We start from the raw sequence: 16701 nt of genomic DNA, 5'->3' as shown, positions 1-16701 counted from the left end.
CAGGGAGGAGAAACGATGACCTTCACCACCATGACCCGCCGGGCGATGATCGCCGCGGCATTGGCCACCACCGCGCTGGCAACGGGCGGCCTGGCCGACGCCGCTCAGGCGCGCGAGCTGCGCATGGGCCTGATCACGCCGCCCGCCCATGTCTGGACGCAGGTCGCCAACCGCATGGCCGAGAAACTGCCCGAGGCGACCGGCGGCTCGCTGACGCTGGCGGTCTTTCCGGCCGGGCAGCTTGGGGTCGAGCCCGAGATGTTCCAGCAGATGTCGGGCGGGCTGCTGGATGCCGGGCTGATGACGGCCGCCATCACCAGCCTGCGCGCGCCGTCGCTGCAGGGCTGGTTCACGCCCTACCTGTTCGCCGATGTCTCCGACGCGATCGACGCCGCCGACACCCCCGCCGCGCAGGAAATGCTGAAGGAGCTGGAACAGGCGGGGCTCGTCGGCCTGGGCTACACCTTCGCGGGCCAGCGCCACATCCTGATGAAGGACGCGCCCGCGACCTCGCCCGCCGACCTGGCGCAGAAGAAGGTCCGCATCGTGCCCTTCCCGGCCATGAAGACCTGGTGGGAGGCCGTCGGCGCAGTGCCGACCCCGGTGCAGCTGACCGAAGTCTACCAGGGCCTGCAGACGGGGCTTCTGGACGGCATCGACATCGATCTCGACGCGCTGGTCGGGTCCAAGTTCAACGAGGTCGCCAAGGGCCTGACGATCACCAACCACATGCCTTTCCCGGCCGTGCTGGTTGTCAGCCGGACGACGTGGGACAGCCTCTCCGAGGAGGAGCGCACCGCCTTCAACGAGGTCGCGCAAGAGGCGCTCGCCTGGGGCTCGGACCGCCAGATCGAGGCGGAAAAGGCCAACCTCGCCGCGCTCGAGGGGCAGGTCGAGATGGTCACGATGGACAACGGCAAGGAAGCCTTCGCCGCCGCCAACGAGGCCGTGCAGGCATCGTTCGCGGGCAACGACCTGATCATGCGCTTCCAGCAGGAGGCGCAGGCGGAATGAACCCGCTTTCCGCCCTGTCGCACGGTCTGGCCCGCGTCGAACGCTGGGCCAGCCGGCTGCTGGTCGCCGGCTTCGTGGCGCTGATCGTGTCCAACGTGGCGATGCGCTATGTCCTCGGCCGGCCACTGGTCTTTGCCGAGGAACTCGCGGCAATCCTGCTGGTCTGGCTCGCCTTCGTGTCGATCTCGATCTCGATCCACGACCGCGCGCAGATCGGCGTCACGCTGCTGACGGACCGGCTGCCCGCGCCGCTGCGACAGGCGGTGGACAAGGTGGTGCTGGCGCTGGTTGCGGCGATGCTCGCGGTGCTTCTGTGGTTCTCGGCCAAGTGGGTGAACTCGCCCGCCGTGGACTTCGAGCAGATCATCACCACCGGCTGGGCCAAGGCGCCGTTCTTCTGGATCGTGCCGGTCTTCTGCGTGACCGCGCTGGTCCACGTGCTGGCCGACCTGTGGGAATCGCTGACCACCGGCCGCGGGATCGAGATCGCGCAATCGAAGGGGCTGGAGATATGACGGGCCTTTCCTTCGCCGGCCTGATGCTGGCGGGCATGCCGATCGCCTTCGTCCTGCTGGGCGCGACGCTGGTCTTCGTGCTGATGTCGGGCAACCCGGCGATCCTGAACTCGATCCCGCAGATCCTGTTCGGGTCGGTCGAGAACTTCGACCTGCTGGCGATCCCGCTGTTCGTGCTGCTGGGCGAGATCATGAACGAAAGCGGCCTGACCCGCCGCATCATCATCGCCGTCCGGGTCTGGCTGACGCGCGTGCCCCACAACCTCGTCATCGTGAACCTGCTGTCGAACCTGGCGCTGGCGGCGATCATGGGCTCGGCCACGGCGCAGATGGCGGTCATGACCCGCGTGGTCGTCCCGGAGATGGAAAAGGACGGATACGACCGCGGCTACGCCACCGGCTTGACCGCGAGCGCCGGCCTGCTGGGCCCGATCATCCCGCCCTCGATGGTGTTCATCATCTACGGCGTGATCGCGCAGGTCTCGATCGCCGAGATGTTCATGGCCGGCATCATGCCGGGCATCGCGCTGTTCCTGCTGATCCTCGTGATCGCACTGTGGCAGGCGGGCCGCAACCTGCAGAGCGGCCATCCCGGCGCGCCGCTGCCCACCGGCTCGCGGATTGCGGCGACGATCCCGGGTCTGGCCACCATGGTCATCCCGCTGGTGATCGTCGGCGGCATCAGCGCGGGGGTGTTCACCCCCACCGAAAGCGCCGCCGTCGCCATCTTCGTCGCGCTGCTGTTCGGCGCGGTGGTGTTCCGCGAACTGCCGCTGAAGAGCATCCCGGTCATCATCGACCGCACGGTGACGAACACGGCGATCGTGCTGTTCCTCATCATGGCCGCGAAGGTGTTCGGCTGGGTGCTGACCTTCAACCAGGTCCCGCAGGGTGTCGCGGCCTTCATCGCCTCGCTGACGCAGGACCCGACGATGTTCATGCTGCTGATCGTCGCGGCGCTGATGGTCGTGGGCATGTTCCTCGACGGCATCGCCGCGCTCATCATCCTCACCCCGATCCTGCTGCCGGTGGCCGTGAACAACTATGGCATCGACCCGATCCAGTTCGGGGTGATGATGTCGCTGACCCTGGTCCTGGGCCTGCTGACGCCGCCCGTGGGCACCGGACTTTACATCGCCGCGGCGCTGTCCGGCATCCCGATCATGCGGCTGTCGCGGATCGTGCTGCCCTATGTCCTGGCGACCATCGCCGTGATCCTGCTGGTCGTCTTCCTGCCGTGGATGGTGCGGCCGTTCTGACGGCCGCGCCCTGAACCCCTGAACCCGCGTCCGGGCCGCACCGTCGACCCGATGAAGGAGATCTGTCATGTCCCGACTTCCCGTTCTGATCGCCGGCGGCGGCATCGGCGGCCTTGCCACCGCCATCGGCCTTGCCGGGAAGGGCATCGGCTCGCTGGTCCTGGAACGGGCGCCGCAACTGGGCGAGATCGGCGCCGGCATCCAGCTTGGCCCGAATGCCTTTCACGCCTTCGACTATCTGGGCGTGGGCGACACGGCGCGCGACATGGCGGTCTATGTCGACCAGCTGCGCCTGATGGACGCGATCTCCGGCGACGAGATCACCCACATCCCGCTGGACGACGCCTTCCGCGCCCGCTTCGGCAACCCCTACGCGGTGATCCACCGCGGTGACCTGCATGCCGTGTTCCTCAGGGCCTGCAGCGATCATCCGCTGGTCGGATTGCGGACCTCGGCCGAGGTCACCGACTACCGTCAGGACGGCGAGACCGTCACCGCGATCCTGAAGGACGGCGAGGAGGTCCGGGGGCGCGCGCTGATCGGCGCCGACGGGCTGTGGTCCAACGTCCGCCAGCGGGTCGTGGGCGACGGCGCCCCGCGCGTGTCCGGCCACACCACCTATCGCTCGGTGATCCCCACGGAGGACATGCCCGAGGAACTGCGCTGGAACGCCGCGACCCTCTGGGCCGGGCCGAAATGCCACATCGTCCATTACCCCTTGAAGGACTGGAAGATGTTCAACCTGGTGGTGACCTATCACAACGACGCCCCCAGCCCCGAGGCGGGTGTGCCGGTGTCCAGCGACGAGGTCCGCAAGGGCTTCGAGCATGTCGCCCCGATCGCGCGCCAGATCATCGACCGCGGCCGCGACTGGAAGCGCTGGGTGCTGTGCGACCGCGACCCGGTGATGAACTGGGTGGACGGGCGGGTGGCGCTGCTGGGGGACGCGGCGCATCCGATGATGCAGTATTTCGCGCAGGGCGCCTGCATGGCGATGGAGGATGCCGTGGCGCTGTCCGCGACGTTCGAGCGCCACGGCGAGGACATCGAGGCCGCGCTTGGCGCCTACCAGGACCTGCGCCGCCTGCGCACCGCCCGCGTGCAGTTGCAGTCGCGCGAGATCGGCCAGCACGTCTACCACCCCGCCGTAGCCCATGCCGAACTGCGCAACGCCGTGATGCGCGCCCGCGGTCCCGAGGAATGGTTCGACGAGGTGGCATGGCTCTACGGCTCGACCGGGCTCGAGGGCGCGGTATCGTTCGAGACACGGGGAAAACCGGCCCGACCGGCGGTTTGATCCGGGCGGCCTTGGTCCCGAACGGCGCACGATCTACGGTACTGACGAGGATCACCGCGGCGCTAAGGGGCGACGGGGGTCCGGCGCACTCAACCATCCTGGGTCGGAGCTCATCCGAATATCGGGCCTGACAGGGCAGGGGCGTCGGCACGATTGCGATCTGCGCCATGATCGGCGCCGTGCGCTTCTCGGCGTTCTTCAGCACGACGAAGAAGCGGCCGGCGCACTCGATCATCGCGGTGACGTTGGCGGGACTGAACGTCGGGCGAAACAGCGTTGATCGGCTTTTCAGTACCCGAGCCGCTTGCAACGGACGACGACATCGGCGGTACCCGCAGCGGATCCTGATCGGGAGCCAGCTCGTGCCGCATTGTGGCCCGTAGCCCGCGCCCTGTGCCACGAGGCAGCGCATCATAGATCGGCCAACACGCGCTTTGGATAATTTGTATTATGTAATATACATATCCTGCCGTCGTCGCGAACTCCGGTTTCACGTTGCACTTGGCATCGGCTAGGATGACGCGCAACGCGCAGCCGTAAAGACGAGCATCGAAGATTTTATGACAGTCCAGACACGTTGTCCTGTGATATTCGATCTCGACGGGACGTTGGTCGACAGCGCGCCGGACATTCACGCCAGCGTCAATGCCACGCTGCGCGATGCTGGCGAGCGCACCCTGACGCTCGACCGCGTGCGCAGCTTCATCGGCGGCGGCGTCGACATGCTGTGGGCGCTGATCGCGTCGGATCTCGGGATCGACCCGGCCGAGCGGTCGCGGCTGATCGCGGCGTTCATGTCGCGCTACCATCACGCCACGCAGCTGACGCGGCTGTTCGACGGCGTCCCCGAGGCGCTGGAGGCGCTGGCCCGCAGCGGTCATCCGCTCGGGATCTGCACCAACAAGCCCCATGCGGCGACGATGGCGGTGCTCGATCATTTCGGCCTCGCGCCGATGTTCGGCGCGGTCGTCAGCGGCGACAGCCTCGCGGTGAAGAAGCCTGACCCGGCGCCGCTGGTCGAGGCCTTCGCGCGGCTCGGCGCAGATCCCTCGCGCCCGCGCGGCATCTTCGTCGGCGACAGCGAATTCGACGCCAACTGCGCCCGCAATGCCGGCGTGCCGCTCATCCTGTTCATGGGCGGCTACCGGCACGGGCCGGTCGCGTCGCTGCCGCATCACGCGCAGTTCGACGACTTCTCGACGCTGCCGGCGCTGGTTGCCGAGACGATGGACAAGTTGATCGCTTGAACCCCGGCCGCCGACACACGATCTTGTCCCCGACCCTGACACACCGGAGCCCACGCATGGACCTGCGCCAACTCACCCCGGACCTCTCCGTCTCGCCCCAGATCCAGCCGTCCGAGGTCGAGGAGCTTGCGCGCGCCGGGTTCCGCACGCTGATCAACAACCGGCCCGACGCCGAGGTCGGCCCGGACGAGGACTCGACCGCGATGGCCGAGGCGGCGCGGCGTGCGGGCATGGCCTACCACCACATCCCGTTCAATCCCGGCCAGGTTACGCCTGACATGGTCCGCGACTTCGCGGCGGCGACCGGCGGCGCGGGACCGGCCTTCGCCTATTGCCGCAGCGGCAATCGCTCGGCGGTGCTGTGGGCGCTGACCCAGGCCGGCGAGCGTCCCGCAGGCGAGATCCTGCGGATCGCCGCCGATGCCGGCTACGACCTGTCCGGCATTGCTCCGATGCTGGACAGAAAGGTCTGAAATCAAGGGACAAGAACCAGGAGTTACGGTCATGTCGCAAGGAAAAGGGCCCTTGGTCTCAAGCCCTTCTCCCAGTCAACGGCCGCTCAGCGGGCCGTTTCGCGCACGACCTCGCCACGCGGGTTCAGCTCGACCGTGACCGGCTCGCCGGCCGGGTTGACTGCTTCCGCCAGGGTGCGCGGACCGGCCCGCAGGATCGTGCCGGGCTGGGTGTAGCCCGCGCGGTCGAGCGCGGCGCGGGCCGCAGCCTCGTCCAGCGCGGGCCGCACGTCGCCGTTGCCCGCGGGGCCGCGTGGACGGTCCCCGCCCCGATCAGGGGACGCATCCCGATCCGGCCCCGCCCGCTGATCCTGCGGGTCGCCGGCTTCGGCGTCCGGTCCCGCGCCATGCCGCCGCCCTTCGCCCCGGTCGCCGTCGCCGTCCGGTCTGCCATGCTTCCCGCCGTCCGGCTCCCCGTGCTTGCGGTGCTTCTCGCGATAACCCTCGCCGTGCGGGCCGCGGGGCTCCGGGCGCTCCATCTCGCCGCGGCCGAAGCGTTGCAGCGTGCCGTCGTTGCTGAACCCGGCCCGTACCGCCTCGCCGTCCGCATCCTTGCCGCCCACCATCACGCCTTTCGGCGAGATCATCACGCCGGTCACGGTCGCGATCTCGCGATAGATGGCCGCGTCCCGCACCGCCTGCGGAACCAGGCGCGCAACGACGTCGGCGGGCAGGCCCACGTCGTCGTCGGTGCTGCGGACGCCGCGCAGGGCGCCGTCGCGGCCGATCATCGCCTCGGCCTCGACGCCGCCCGGCAGGATGCCGCGCACCCGGTCGCCGCGCCGCCCTTCCGACACCTCGGCGTCGGTCATGCCGAGCTCGGCCACCGCCGGAGGCACCTGCACCCCGGCGCGTTCCGGGGCGGCGGCGGCGCCTTGCGCGGGCGCAGGCTGGCCGGCTGCCTGCCCTGCCTGTTGACCGGGACCGGGTGCGGGGGCCGCCGGGGCCGCAGGCGCGGGCGGCGTCACGGTTGGCGCCGTCTGTGTCTGGGCCGCCACGCCCATCGGAGTGGCAAGCAGCGCCAGCGCGGTCAGCACGGCGGTGGAGTTCGCGGGTCTCAGTCGCATAAAGTTCATCCTTCTGCATCCGCCGGCTGCGTTGTTTGCGACCGGCCATGCAACGGGACTTACCCGGCGCTACGCGAACGAAAAGCCAATGGCTCGTTCGGTTTCCGTTTGGCATCATCGCGCGAAAGACACGACCATGCCGCCGCGCCTTTTCCTGTTGATCCTGATCGGCGCCGCCGCGGCGCTGGTGCTGCTTGGCGCGGCGGTGGGCGGCTGGGACCGGCCATCGCAGCCCCGCCTGCATCCCGCAGGCCATGTCGCGCACCACCACCACCACCGCCCGCCCCCGCCCTCGCCCCCTTCCCCGCGGATCGCGCAACCGATGATCGCGCCCGACGACGCCGGTCCCACCTTCCCGGTCGTATCGCTGCGCGAGGCCGTCAGGGTAGCGTCCGGCCGGTATCGAGGCCGGGTCATCGGCGCCGCCCTGTCCCGTCCGCGACCGGAGGAGGCCGCGCGCGGGGTGCAACTCGTCTATGTTCTGCGGCTTCTCACGCCGGAACAGGACCTGCTGCTCGTCCGGATCGACGCGCGCGACGCCTCGTTCCTCGAGGCGGCGGGCAACGACCTCGTCCGCGCGCGGCGCGGCACCGGAAAGGACTGAACGATGCGCTGCCTGATCGTCGAGGATGACCCCGCGCTGTCGTCCCAGCTTGCCGCGTCGATGCGCGAGGCCGGCTTCGTCTGCGACCTGGCGGCCGACGGCACCGAGGGCGAGTTCCTGGGCGCGACGGAAGCCTACGACGTCGCCATCCTCGACCTCGGCCTGCCCGGCATGAACGGGATCGAGGTCCTGACGCGCTGGCGCGGACAGGGGATCGCCCTGCCCGTCCTGATCCTGACCGCGCGCGGCGACTGGGCCGACAAGGTCGCGGGCTTTCGCGCCGGCGCGGACGATTATGCCGTAAAGCCGTTCCGGCTGGACGAGGTCGTGCTGCGCGCGCAGACGCTGGTGCGCCGCGCGGCCGGCCACGCCCAGGTGGTGCTGACCGCTGGTCCGCTGCGCTTCGACACGCAGATGTCGGTCGCCACGCGCGACGGCGTGCCGCTGAAGCTGACCGCATTTGAATCGCGGATCCTCGCCTATCTCATGCACCACCAGAACCGCGTGGTGACCCGGACCGAGCTCTCGGATCACCTGTACGACGCGGGCGCCGATCGCGATTTCCGCTCGCTCGAGGTCGTGATCGGCCGGCTGCGCCGCAAGATCGGGGACGGGCTGATCGAGACGCGGCGCGGCGAGGGCTATGTCCTGAACGCCGGGCCGCGCTGATGCCGCGCATCGCCGATTCCATCCGGCTGCGGCTTCTGGCGCTCGCGGCGGTGTGGCTGACCGTCGCGCTGCTGGGCGCGTGGGTGGTGATCGGCGGCGTGCTGGAGCGGTTCGTCACCAGCCGTTTCGATGCCGACGCCGCAGCCATCGCGGACACGCTGATCGCACAGGTTCAGGTGGACGACACCGGCCGGGCCGTCGTGGCGAACGGCCCCGCTGATCCGCGGTATGGCCTGCCGCTGTCGGGATGGTTCTGGCAGGTCGACCGGGCCGGGCTGCCCGTGGCAAAGTCGCCGTCGCTCTTCGACATGCAACTGAACCCCGGCGCTGCCCCCGCCATCGGAGCGACGGGCACGGGACCGGAGGGAGAGGCGCTGCGGGTGACGACCCGCCGCTTCACCGTCCCGGGGGTCGACGACGCGCTGACCGTCACCGTGACCGCCCCGCAGGCCGAAATCGACGCGGCGCTCGGCCCCGTGCGGCAACCGCTGGCACTGTCGCTGGTGGTGCTGGGGCTCGGGCTTGCGGCCGCGACGCTGGTGCAGGTGTCGGCGGGTCTTGCCTCGCTCACGACGATGGGACGCGGGATCAAGGCCGTGCGCGAGGGGCGCACGCCCGCCATGCCCCTGCCCCGCGTCGCCGAGCTGCGCCCCGTGGTGGCCGAGCTGAACGCGCTCGTCGACCGGAACGCCACGGTGCTCGCGCGGTCGCGCGAACACCTCGGGAACCTCGCGCATGCGCTGAAGACCCCGCTCGCCGCGATGGCGAACACGCTGCCACCCGGGCATCCGGGGCTGCCGCTGGTCAAGCGGATGGACCGTCAGATCGACTGGCACCTGCGCCGCGCGCGCAGCGCGGGGGCGGGCCTGCCGCGCGGCGCGCGCACGCCCGTCGCGGCCGTGATCGACGACATCCTGCTGGTACTGCGCCATCCCGCCGCGGACAGAGGGCTGTTGGTCACGGTCGATTGCGCGTCCGCCGCCACCTTCGCGGGCGACCGTCACGACCTCGAGGAAATGATCGGCAACCTTCTCGACAACGCCGTGAAGTGGGCCGCGGCCCGGATCGACATCACCGTGCGCGCGAGCGCCGGCGAGGTGGTCGTCGCCATCGCCGACGACGGGCCGGGCATGGCCGACATCGACCATGCGCGGGCGCTGTCCCGCGTCGGGCGGCTGGACGAGACGGGGGCCGCCGGGCACGGGCTGGGGCTGGCCATCGTCCACGATCTCGCGGCGCTGAACGGCGGGCGGTTGCGGCTGGACCGCGCGAAGGCGGGCGGGCTGCTGGCGGAACTGACCCTGCCGGGCTGACGCCGCCTCTTCAGCGCCGCTGCGCGAGGTAGTGGCGCACCGCGGCAATGACGTGGCGGAAGCGGTCGCCACCGAGATGCTTGCCGCCATACCAGCGCGTCACGACGATCAGGTGGTCGTCGAGCCCTTCGCTTTCCAGCATCCGCAGGATGATCGCGCCCGCGCCCGCCTCGCCGTCGTCGGCCTTGATCCCCTCGCCGCCGATCCGCGCGGCCCAGCTGTTGTGGGTGGCCTTGGCAAAGCGCCTCGCCTTCTTCAGCTCGGCCAGCGCCGCGGCGATGTCGGCCTGCGAGCCGACCGCGCCGCCGGACACGGCATAGGTCGATCCGCGGTCCGAGATGATCCTGTCGAACGTCGCCAGCGCCATTCCGCTCTCCTTCCCGCCCGTCTTGTGCCGGCGGGCGATCGGGGGCAATACCGCGCCGCCGAATGTTGCCCACCGGAAAGCAGGTCCCGATGCTGGCCTTTCTCGACGCCCGACTGGTCCTGCTGTCAGTTCCCAAGACCGGCACCACGGCGCTGGAAGTCGCGCTGCGCCCCCACGCGGCAGCCGTGCTGACCGGCCATCCCGGCCTCAAGCACATCGAGCTGCGCGCGTTCCAGCGCTTCGTCGCGCCGGTGCTGGACCGGACCGGCGCGCCGCGGTTCGAGACGGTCGCCGTCCTGCGCGAGCCGGTGGATCGGCTGAAAAGCTGGTATCGCTACAACAGCCGCGACGAGGTGATCGGCCGCCCCGACAGCACCGCCAAGGTCAGCTTCCAGACCTTCGTCGAAGGGTTCCTGTCCGACGAGCAGCCGCCTTACGCGCGGATCGGGCGGCAGTCGTGGTTCGTCCAGCCGCTGCCGGACCGGCCCGGCGTCGATCACCTGTTTCGCTACGAGGCGATGGACGCGGTCCTCGCGTTCCTGTCGGAGCGCCTTCGCCGCAAGATCGCGCCCGCGCGGATGAACGTGTCGCCCGACGCGGACACCTCGCTCGACCCGGCGCTGGAAGGGCGGCTGCGCGCCGCGCTGGCGGATGAGATCGCGCTGTGGGAATCGGCGCGCTGCTGACGCGGCCGGATGAGGCGGCGGGGTCACAGGCCTGCCGACGGGCCCGGAAGCCTCAGCCGTAGAGCTTCGCCGCCCTGTCCTGGAACGCGCGGACGATGCGGTGCATGGCCTCGCTGAAGACGACGCCGATCACGCGGCCGAGGATCGGGTTGCGGAACTCGAAATCCACGAAGAAATCCACCTTGCAGCCGCCTTCCGGCCGGTCGGTGAAGGTCCAGCCGCTGTGCAGGTGCCTGAACGGGCCGTCGAGGTAGTCGGTCTCGATCCGCTTCTCGTCCGGATACAGCGTCACCCGGCTGCCGAAACGCTCGCGGAAGACCTTGAAGCTGATGACGAGGTCCGCCTCGATCACCTCGGCGCTTGCCGGGCCGCCGGCAAGCGGCTGGCGCGACCGGATCCTTGCCGCGCTGTTCCACGGCAGGAACTCGGGATAACGTTCGACATCGGCGACCAGATCGTACATCTGCTGCGCCGTGTATGGCAGGTTCCGGCTTTCGGCGTGGTGGGGCAAGGCTTTCTTTCCGCGCTGGGTCGGGGCCGGTCTTAGCAGCAGGACGAAAGGCTTCACAACATGATCTGGCTGTTGCACGCGGCCCGCTGGGTCCGCAATCCCCCCTCGGCGGGCAGGGTCAAGCTGGTGCTCGCGATCGTCGCCATCGGCATCGCCATCGCCAGCATCGAGCACATGGGCTGGTGGCCCGAGTGGGCCACGCAGGATCGCATGCAGCACCGCGCCCCGCCGCGCTGACAACGGCGGCGCGCGGCTGTCCGGCGCGTGTTACAGGCCCGTCCCGGCGAAGGTGTCGCAGTGGACCAGCTCGCCGCTGTCCATCCCGCGGCGCAGCCACTCGCTGCGTTCGGCCGCCGAGCCGTGGGTGAAGCTGTCGGGCATGGGGGTGCGGCCGGCGCTTCGCTGCAGCATGTCGTCCCCGACGGCGCGGGCGGCGTTCACCGCCTCGTCGATGTCCCCGGGCTCGATCGTGCCGAAGCGGTCGCTGGCATGGCGCGCCCAGATCCCGGCGAAGCAGTCGGCCTGCAGTTCCGTCATCACCGACAGGCGGTTCGCATCGGCCCCGCGCACGCGTGCGCGCAGCTGGTTAACCCTGGGCAGGATGCCCAGCTGGTTCTGGACGTGGTGCCCGACCTCGTGCGCGATGACGTAGGCCGCGGCGAAATCGCCGCCCGCGCCCATCTGCTGGCCCATCACGTCGAAGAAGGTCGTGTCGAGATACAGCCGTTCGTCGCCGGGGCAGTAGAACGGACCCATCGCCGCGGACGCGCTGCCGCAGGCGGACTGGACCGCGCCCGAGAACAGGACGAGCGTCGGCAGCCGGTACTCGACGTTCGCCTGTGCCGGAAGCACCTGGGCCCACACCTCCTCGGTGTCGGCGAGCACGACGGACACGAACTGCCCGACCTCCTGTTCGGCCTGCGTCAGCTCCCGCTCCTCGCCCGGCGCCATGGTCTGGGTCTGCTGGACGATGGGCGAGATGTCGACGCCGAAGAAATAGCCGACCGCCAGCACCACGAGCGTGCCGACCACGCCCAGGCCCCCTGCCCCGCCGACGCCCATGCCGCGCCGGTCCTCGATGTTGCTGCTCCCGCGTCGCCCGCGCCATTCCATGCTGCCGTTCCTTCGATGCGCCCGGCGACCCTGACGGCGGGTCCCGGCTAAACCTCTGTCGCCGCTAGCGTTACGTGGGGTTGACGCGCCCCGCAAGGCGGTCGATCCAAGGGCGCCGGGGTCAGGACCTCCGCCACACAACGCCGAAAAGGGGGTCGCATGTTCGACTGGGTGCTGTCGGTCATCGAGGGTTGGGGTTATCCCGGCATCTTCGCGCTCATGCTGCTGGAAAACATCTTTCCGCCGATCCCGTCCGAGGTCATCATGCCGCTGGCCGGATACCTGTGCGGCACCGGGGCGCTGTCCTTCATCCCGACGGTGCTGGCGGGCACGCTGGGGTCGGTCCTGGGCACGAGCTTCTGGTTCTGGCTGGGCCGCTCGGTCGGGTCCGAACGGCTGAAGCGATGGGCGGCCCGGCACGGGCGCTGGATGACCGTGTCGCCCGGCGACATCGACAAGGCACAGGGCTGGTTCGCGCGGCAGGGCGGTCTTGCCGTGTTCTTCGGGCGCATGGTGCCGGCGGTGCGGACGCTGATCTCGGTCCCGGCCGGGATCGTGCGGATGCCGTCGGGCCGGTTCCTGGCCTTCACCGCGGCCGGCAGCCTTCTGTGGACGCTGCTCCTCGCGGCGGCCGGGCTCGTGCTGGAAAGCCAGTACACGCGTGTCGCGGATGTGATCGACCCGATCTCGACCTTCGTGGTGGTCGCGATCGTCGCGTACTACATCTACCGCGTTGTGACGTGGAAGGCGGAATAGGATCATGATCGCACCGGCCGGAATGACTCCGCGCGGGATCGCCGCGTCGGCGGGGCTGGGATCGGCGCTGCTGCTGGCGGCGGCGCTGGCGTTCCAGGCGGCGGGCTATGCCCCGTGCGAGCTGTGCATCCTGCAGCGCTGGCCCCACCTGGCGGCGGCGCTGATCGGTGTCCTGATCCTCGTGGCGGGGTGGAGCCGGGCGCTTGCCGCGCTGGGGCTTCTGGCCGCGCTGACGGGCACGGTTTTCGCGGTCTACCACGTGGGCGTCGAATGGCAGTGGTGGGCGGGGCCGACCGCCTGCTCGGGCGGGGTGGGCGATCTTGCGCAGCTGACCACGGCCGAGCTGATGGCGCGCCTCAACGCCGCCCCGGTCGTCCGCTGCGACCAGCCCGCGTTCGTGTTCCTGGGCCTGTCGATGGCGGGCTGGAACGCGCTCGCCTCGGCCGCGCTCGCCGCCGTCTGGGCGATGTCGTTCGAGGCCCCGCGCGCCCGCCCAATCCGCTGATTTTGCTGGGCGGTACGCCGCCCACAAAGGCCGTTCCGGTTGAAACCACGTTCGGTGGGTGTTAGATCATACGCCAACAAGATATAGAGGCGCAGCCCCTTGGCCGATCCCACCGACACCCCTGACGACCTGCCCGAAGACGACACCCCCGGCAGCCCCATCGCGGCCGGTTCGGGCGAGCCCGCGACCCGCGGCGTGATGCCCCATGACGGGCCGGTGATCGACATCGCGGCCGAGATGAAGACGGCGTATCTCGACTACGCCATGTCGGTGATCGTCAGCCGCGCGATCCCGGACCTGCGCGACGGGCTGAAGCCGGTTCACCGCCGCATCCTGTTCGCGATGAACGAGACCGGGAACACCTTCGACAAGCCCTACCGCAAGTCTGCCCGCCCGGTGGGCGACGTGATGGGCAAGTACCACCCGCACGGCGACGCCTCGATCTACGACGCGCTGGTGCGGATGGCGCAGGACTTCTCGATGTCGCTGCCGCTCCTGGACGGTCAGGGCAACTTCGGGTCCATGGACGGCGACCCGCCCGCGGCGATGCGCTACACCGAGGCGCGGATGGCCAAGGCTGCGAACTGGATGCTGGCCGACATCGACAAGGAAACGGTCGAGTTCCAGGACAACTACGACGGCAAGGATCGCGAACCGTCCGTCCTGCCCGCGCGGTTCCCGAACATGCTCGTCAACGGCGCGGGCGGCATCGCCGTCGGCATGGCCACGAACATCCCGCCCCACAACCTGGGCGAGGTGATCGACGCCACGCTGGAACTGATCGCCGACCCGGACCTGTCGACCGAGCGCCTGCTCGAGATCATCCCCGGCCCCGACTTCCCGACCGGCGGCATCATCCTCGGCCGCTCGGGCGCGCGCAAGGCTTATCTGGAAGGGCGCGGGTCGATCATCGTGCGCGCCCGCACCCGCATCGAGGATATCCGCGGCAACCGGCAGGCCATCGTGCTGGACGACGTGCCCTATCAGGTCAACAAGGCGACCTTGGTCGAGCGGATCGCGGAGCTGGCCAAGGAAAAGAAGATCGAGGGGATCAGCCACGTCCAGGACGAATCCAACCGGCACGGCGTGCGGCTGGTGATCGAACTGCGACGGGATGCGACCCCCGACGTCGTGCTGAACCAGCTCTACCGCTTCACGCCGATGCAGACGAGCTTCGGCGCCAACATGCTGGCGCTGAACGGCGGCCGCCCCGAACAGCTGACCCTGCGCGGCTTCCTGACGAACTTCATCACCTTCCGCGAGGAGGTGGTGGCCCGCCGCACCGCGTTCGAGCTGCGCCGCGCGCGCGAGCGCAGCCACATCCTATGCGGTCTTGCCGTGGCGGTCACCAACGTGGACGAGGTCGTGGCGACGATCCGCGCCTCGGCCGACCCTGCCGACGCGCGCGAGCGGCTGATGGCACGGCGCTGGCCCGCCGCGCAGATCCTGGAATACCTCAAGCTGATCGACGATCCGCAGCACCCGGTGAACGAGGACGGCACCTACAACCTGTCCGAGGCGCAGGCCCGCGCGATCCTGGAACTGCGGCTGCAGCGCCTGACCGCGCTCGGCGTGCAGGAAGTCACCGACGAGCTGCGTGCGCTCGCCGACGCGATTCGCGACTACCTCGCGATCCTCGCCTCGCGCGAGCGGATCATGGGCATCATCTCGGACGAGCTGCGCGAGGTGAAACAGCTCTTCGCCGTCCCGCGCCGGACCGAGATTTCCGAGTGGTCCGGCGACATGGACGACGAGGACCTGATCGAGCGCGAGGACATGGTCGTCACCATCACCTCGGGCGGCTACATCAAGCGCACGCCGCTGGCCGAGTTCCGCAGCCAGCGCCGCGGCGGCAAGGGCCTGTCGTCGATGGCGACCAAGGACGACGACGTGGTGACGACGCTTTTCGTCGCCAACACCCACACCGAACTGCTGTTCTTCACCACCGACGGCATGGTCTACCGCCTCAAGACCTGGCGGCTGCCCCTCGGCGGGCGCACGGCCAAGGGCAAGGCGCTGGTCAACATCCTGCCGATCGACGGCGGCACCTCGATCGCCGCGCTGATGCCGGTCGACGCGCCCGAGGACGAATGGGACGGCCTGCAGATCGTGTTCGCGACCTCGGACGGGGACGTGCGGCGCAACGCGCTGTCGGATTTCACCAACGTGAAGTCGAACGGCAAGATCGCCATGAAGCTGCCCGACGACGTGAGCCTGGTCGATGCGCGGATCGCGGACGAGGATGACGACGTCATGCTTGTCACGGCGATGGGCCGGGCGATCCGCTTCCCGACCACGCATGTCCGCATCTTCAAGGGCCGCGATTCGACCGGCGTGCGCGGCATCCGGCTGGCCAAGGGGGACCGTGTCGTCAGCATGTCGATCATCCGCCATTTCGAGGCGTCACCGGGCGAGCGCGCTGCCTACATCAAGATGCGGCGCGCCGTGGAAGGCGCGCTGGACGACGGCGCCGAGCCGGACGAGGACGAGGACGTCGCCGAGGCCACGCTGACGCAGGAACGCTATGCCGAGATGAGCGCGCACGAGGACCTCATCCTGACCGTGACCGAACGCGGCGCAGGCAAGCTGTCCTCGGCCCACGACTATCCGGTGCGCGGGCGCGGGGGCTTGGGCGTGATGGCGATGGATCGCGGCATGCGCGGCGGGCAGCTGGTCGCGTCCTTCGCCGTGACGCTGGACGACCAGATCATGCTCGCCACCTCTACCGGGCAGTCGATCCGGGTGCCGGTGGACGGGATCAGCTTCCGCTCGCGCACGGCGGGCGGGGTCCGGGTGTTCAACACCGGCAAGGACGAGGTCGTCGTCTCGGTTGCGCGGGTCGCCGAAGGCGCCGCCGAGAACGGCGTGCTGGTGGAGGACCAGACCTCGCCCCCGGAAGGCGACCCGCCCGCTGAGGAGTGAGGCACCGTCTCGCGCCGACAAGGTGAAGCAACCGACGCCGGGCCGCATCACGCGCCCGGCGTCCTGCGTTTGATCGGGTCAGCCGGGCAAGCTCTGCGTCAGTTCAACCGCGCCCTGAAGCGCCCGCCTCGCCAGCGGCCACACGCGCGCGTCGAGGGTATCGTTCAGATGCGCCATGCGCGTGGCGGGCCGGCCGTTCAGGCGTGAAGTCGGTGACGAGCAGCGGCCCATTGCGATGCTGTTGGCCGTGGCCCCGGTCGCTTCGAGCGGCGGTGCGCCCCTGACCACCACCCGCATCTGCCCGTCACCGCCCGAACGGGCAATGCGCCGGCCGCCCGTGCGCC

The 16701-nt window shown here is 69.8% G+C and carries 19 protein-coding genes; 14 read left to right on the top strand and 5 right to left on the bottom strand.

The genetic code is table 11. The features are described 5' to 3' along the window. The first annotated feature begins 15 nt into the window (after nt 1-15). The 6 genes from ELI80_RS02425 to ELI80_RS02395 all read left to right on the top strand — a co-directional run bounded on the left by ELI80_RS02425 (nt 16) and on the right by ELI80_RS02395 (nt 5805). The gene (locus ELI80_RS02425; RefSeq protein WP_201740524.1) at nt 16-1014 is read left to right on the top strand and encodes a TRAP transporter substrate-binding protein; all 999 of its coding nucleotides are present in this window, start codon (nt 16-18) and stop codon (nt 1012-1014) included. After that, entirely contained in the window at nt 1011-1529 is a 519-nt protein-coding gene (locus ELI80_RS02420; protein ID WP_136649398.1) for a TRAP transporter small permease, read from the top strand. Before ELI80_RS02425 ends, ELI80_RS02420 begins: the two co-directional genes overlap by 4 nt. Continuing rightward, nucleotides 1526-2788, top strand: a complete 1263-nt coding sequence (locus ELI80_RS02415) for a TRAP transporter large permease (protein ID WP_136649397.1) — start codon at nt 1526-1528, stop codon at nt 2786-2788. The genes ELI80_RS02420 and ELI80_RS02415 overlap by 4 nt, the downstream gene beginning before the upstream one ends. A 67-nt stretch (nt 2789-2855) precedes the next feature. Next, nucleotides 2856-4085 (top strand): 3-hydroxybenzoate 6-monooxygenase, encoded by a 1230-nt coding sequence (locus ELI80_RS02410; protein ID WP_136649396.1) that lies wholly within the window; start codon nt 2856-2858, stop codon nt 4083-4085. 584 nt (nt 4086-4669) lie between these two features. Then, nucleotides 4670-5332 carry a phosphoglycolate phosphatase gene (gph, locus tag ELI80_RS02400; RefSeq protein ID WP_236641286.1) on the top strand — a complete coding sequence of 221 codons (663 nt, stop codon included), beginning with the start codon at nt 4670-4672 and terminating at the stop codon, nt 5330-5332. A gap of 56 nt (nt 5333-5388) precedes the next feature. After that, nucleotides 5389-5805: a TIGR01244 family sulfur transferase gene (locus tag ELI80_RS02395; RefSeq protein ID WP_136649394.1), complete on the top strand. Its 417-nt coding sequence runs from the start codon at nt 5389-5391 to the stop codon at nt 5803-5805. An 86-nt stretch (nt 5806-5891) separates the two neighbouring features. On the opposite strand, the gene ELI80_RS02390 is transcribed toward ELI80_RS02395, so the two are convergent. Next, a complete protein-coding gene (locus tag ELI80_RS02390) occupies nt 5892-6911 on the bottom strand; it encodes a hypothetical protein (RefSeq protein ID WP_136649393.1) in 1020 nt (339 codons plus the stop codon). A gap of 136 nt (nt 6912-7047) precedes the next feature. On the opposite strand from ELI80_RS02390, the gene ELI80_RS02385 reads away from it, so the two are divergent. Genes ELI80_RS02385 through ELI80_RS02375 form a run of 3 tightly spaced genes read left to right on the top strand, consistent with a single transcriptional unit; the run spans nt 7048 to nt 9497 of the window. Further along, complete coding sequence (locus tag ELI80_RS02385) at nt 7048-7515, top strand: PepSY domain-containing protein (protein ID WP_136649392.1); 468 nt, start codon at nt 7048-7050, stop codon at nt 7513-7515. A gap of 3 nt (nt 7516-7518) precedes the next feature. Then, nucleotides 7519-8184, top strand: a complete 666-nt coding sequence (locus tag ELI80_RS02380; RefSeq protein WP_136649391.1) for a response regulator transcription factor — start codon at nt 7519-7521, stop codon at nt 8182-8184. After that, a complete protein-coding gene (locus ELI80_RS02375; protein ID WP_136649390.1) occupies nt 8184-9497 on the top strand; it encodes a sensor histidine kinase in 1314 nt (437 codons plus the stop codon). Before ELI80_RS02380 ends, ELI80_RS02375 begins: the two co-directional genes overlap by 1 nt. A 10-nt stretch (nt 9498-9507) precedes the next feature. Here ELI80_RS02375 and ELI80_RS02370 read toward each other — a convergent pair whose 3' ends face one another. Next, nucleotides 9508-9864 carry a YigZ family protein gene (locus ELI80_RS02370; RefSeq protein ID WP_136649389.1) on the bottom strand — a complete coding sequence of 119 codons (357 nt, stop codon included), beginning with the start codon at nt 9862-9864 and terminating at the stop codon, nt 9508-9510. Nucleotides 9865-9953: 89 nt separating this feature from the next. Here ELI80_RS02370 and ELI80_RS02365 point away from each other — a divergent pair, with 89 nt between their 5' ends. After that, nucleotides 9954-10550, top strand: a complete 597-nt coding sequence (locus tag ELI80_RS02365) for a sulfotransferase family protein (RefSeq protein WP_136649388.1) — start codon at nt 9954-9956, stop codon at nt 10548-10550. A gap of 52 nt (nt 10551-10602) precedes the next feature. Here ELI80_RS02365 and ELI80_RS02360 read toward each other — a convergent pair whose 3' ends face one another. Beyond that, nucleotides 10603-11061 carry a type II toxin-antitoxin system RatA family toxin gene (locus ELI80_RS02360; RefSeq protein ID WP_136649387.1) on the bottom strand — a complete coding sequence of 153 codons (459 nt, stop codon included), beginning with the start codon at nt 11059-11061 and terminating at the stop codon, nt 10603-10605. Nucleotides 11062-11121: 60 nt separating this feature from the next. Between ELI80_RS02360 and ELI80_RS16140 the strand changes: the two genes are divergently transcribed. Then, nucleotides 11122-11298 (top strand): hypothetical protein, encoded by a 177-nt coding sequence (locus ELI80_RS16140; RefSeq protein ID WP_201740523.1) that lies wholly within the window; start codon nt 11122-11124, stop codon nt 11296-11298. A 30-nt stretch (nt 11299-11328) separates the two neighbouring features. Here the strand turns inward: ELI80_RS16140 and ypfJ are convergent, their stop codons facing one another. After that, a complete protein-coding gene (gene ypfJ / locus ELI80_RS02355) occupies nt 11329-12174 on the bottom strand; it encodes a KPN_02809 family neutral zinc metallopeptidase (RefSeq protein ID WP_136649386.1) in 846 nt (281 codons plus the stop codon). A 159-nt stretch (nt 12175-12333) separates the two neighbouring features. Between ypfJ and ELI80_RS02350 the strand changes: the two genes are divergently transcribed. From ELI80_RS02350 to gyrA, 3 genes are all read left to right on the top strand, one after another. Further along, nucleotides 12334-12930, top strand: a complete 597-nt coding sequence (locus ELI80_RS02350; RefSeq protein WP_136649385.1) for a DedA family protein — start codon at nt 12334-12336, stop codon at nt 12928-12930. A gap of 4 nt (nt 12931-12934) precedes the next feature. Beyond that, entirely contained in the window at nt 12935-13435 is a 501-nt protein-coding gene (locus tag ELI80_RS02345) for a disulfide bond formation protein B (protein ID WP_136649384.1), read from the top strand. Nucleotides 13436-13633: 198 nt separating this feature from the next. Then, complete coding sequence (gene gyrA, locus ELI80_RS02340) at nt 13634-16357, top strand: DNA gyrase subunit A (RefSeq protein ID WP_136649413.1); 2724 nt, start codon at nt 13634-13636, stop codon at nt 16355-16357. A gap of 78 nt (nt 16358-16435) precedes the next feature. Here the strand turns inward: gyrA and ELI80_RS02335 are convergent, their stop codons facing one another. After that, nucleotides 16436-16654 carry a hypothetical protein gene (locus ELI80_RS02335; protein WP_136649383.1) on the bottom strand — a complete coding sequence of 73 codons (219 nt, stop codon included), beginning with the start codon at nt 16652-16654 and terminating at the stop codon, nt 16436-16438. Nucleotides 16655-16701: the final 47 nt, after the last annotated feature.

Source organism: Paracoccus aeridis (genome assembly GCF_004923205.2).
In the GTDB taxonomy this organism is placed as follows: domain Bacteria; phylum Pseudomonadota; class Alphaproteobacteria; order Rhodobacterales; family Rhodobacteraceae; genus Paracoccus; species Paracoccus aeridis.
This window is presented reverse-complemented; position numbering and strand designations above follow the sequence as displayed.

Bases quoted from the DNA above. Each gene is read 5' to 3' on its own strand.
- ELI80_RS02425 (WP_201740524.1), top strand. From the start codon at position 16: ATGACCTTCACCACCATGACCCGCCGGGCGATGATCGCCGCGGCATTG.
- ELI80_RS02420 (WP_136649398.1), top strand. From the start codon at position 1,011: ATGAACCCGCTTTCCGCCCTGTCGCACGGTCTGGCCCGCGTCGAACGC.
- ELI80_RS02415 (WP_136649397.1), top strand. From the start codon at position 1,526: ATGACGGGCCTTTCCTTCGCCGGCCTGATGCTGGCGGGCATGCCGATC.
- ELI80_RS02410 (WP_136649396.1), top strand. From the start codon at position 2,856: ATGTCCCGACTTCCCGTTCTGATCGCCGGCGGCGGCATCGGCGGCCTT.
- ELI80_RS02395 (WP_136649394.1), top strand. From the start codon at position 5,389: ATGGACCTGCGCCAACTCACCCCGGACCTCTCCGTCTCGCCCCAGATC.
- ELI80_RS02390 (WP_136649393.1), bottom strand. From the start codon at position 6,911: ATGCGACTGAGACCCGCGAACTCCACCGCCGTGCTGACCGCGCTGGCG.
- ELI80_RS02385 (WP_136649392.1), top strand. From the start codon at position 7,048: ATGCCGCCGCGCCTTTTCCTGTTGATCCTGATCGGCGCCGCCGCGGCG.
- ELI80_RS02380 (WP_136649391.1), top strand. From the start codon at position 7,519: ATGCGCTGCCTGATCGTCGAGGATGACCCCGCGCTGTCGTCCCAGCTT.
- ELI80_RS02375 (WP_136649390.1), top strand. From the start codon at position 8,184: ATGCCGCGCATCGCCGATTCCATCCGGCTGCGGCTTCTGGCGCTCGCG.
- ELI80_RS02370 (WP_136649389.1), bottom strand. From the start codon at position 9,864: ATGGCGCTGGCGACGTTCGACAGGATCATCTCGGACCGCGGATCGACC.
- ELI80_RS02365 (WP_136649388.1), top strand. From the start codon at position 9,954: ATGCTGGCCTTTCTCGACGCCCGACTGGTCCTGCTGTCAGTTCCCAAG.
- ELI80_RS16140 (WP_201740523.1), top strand. From the start codon at position 11,122: ATGATCTGGCTGTTGCACGCGGCCCGCTGGGTCCGCAATCCCCCCTCG.
- ypfJ (WP_136649386.1), bottom strand. From the start codon at position 12,174: ATGGAATGGCGCGGGCGACGCGGGAGCAGCAACATCGAGGACCGGCGC.
- ELI80_RS02350 (WP_136649385.1), top strand. From the start codon at position 12,334: ATGTTCGACTGGGTGCTGTCGGTCATCGAGGGTTGGGGTTATCCCGGC.
- ELI80_RS02345 (WP_136649384.1), top strand. From the start codon at position 12,935: ATGATCGCACCGGCCGGAATGACTCCGCGCGGGATCGCCGCGTCGGCG.
- gyrA (WP_136649413.1), top strand. From the start codon at position 13,634: ATGCCCCATGACGGGCCGGTGATCGACATCGCGGCCGAGATGAAGACG.
- ELI80_RS02335 (WP_136649383.1), bottom strand. From the start codon at position 16,654: ATGCGGGTGGTGGTCAGGGGCGCACCGCCGCTCGAAGCGACCGGGGCC.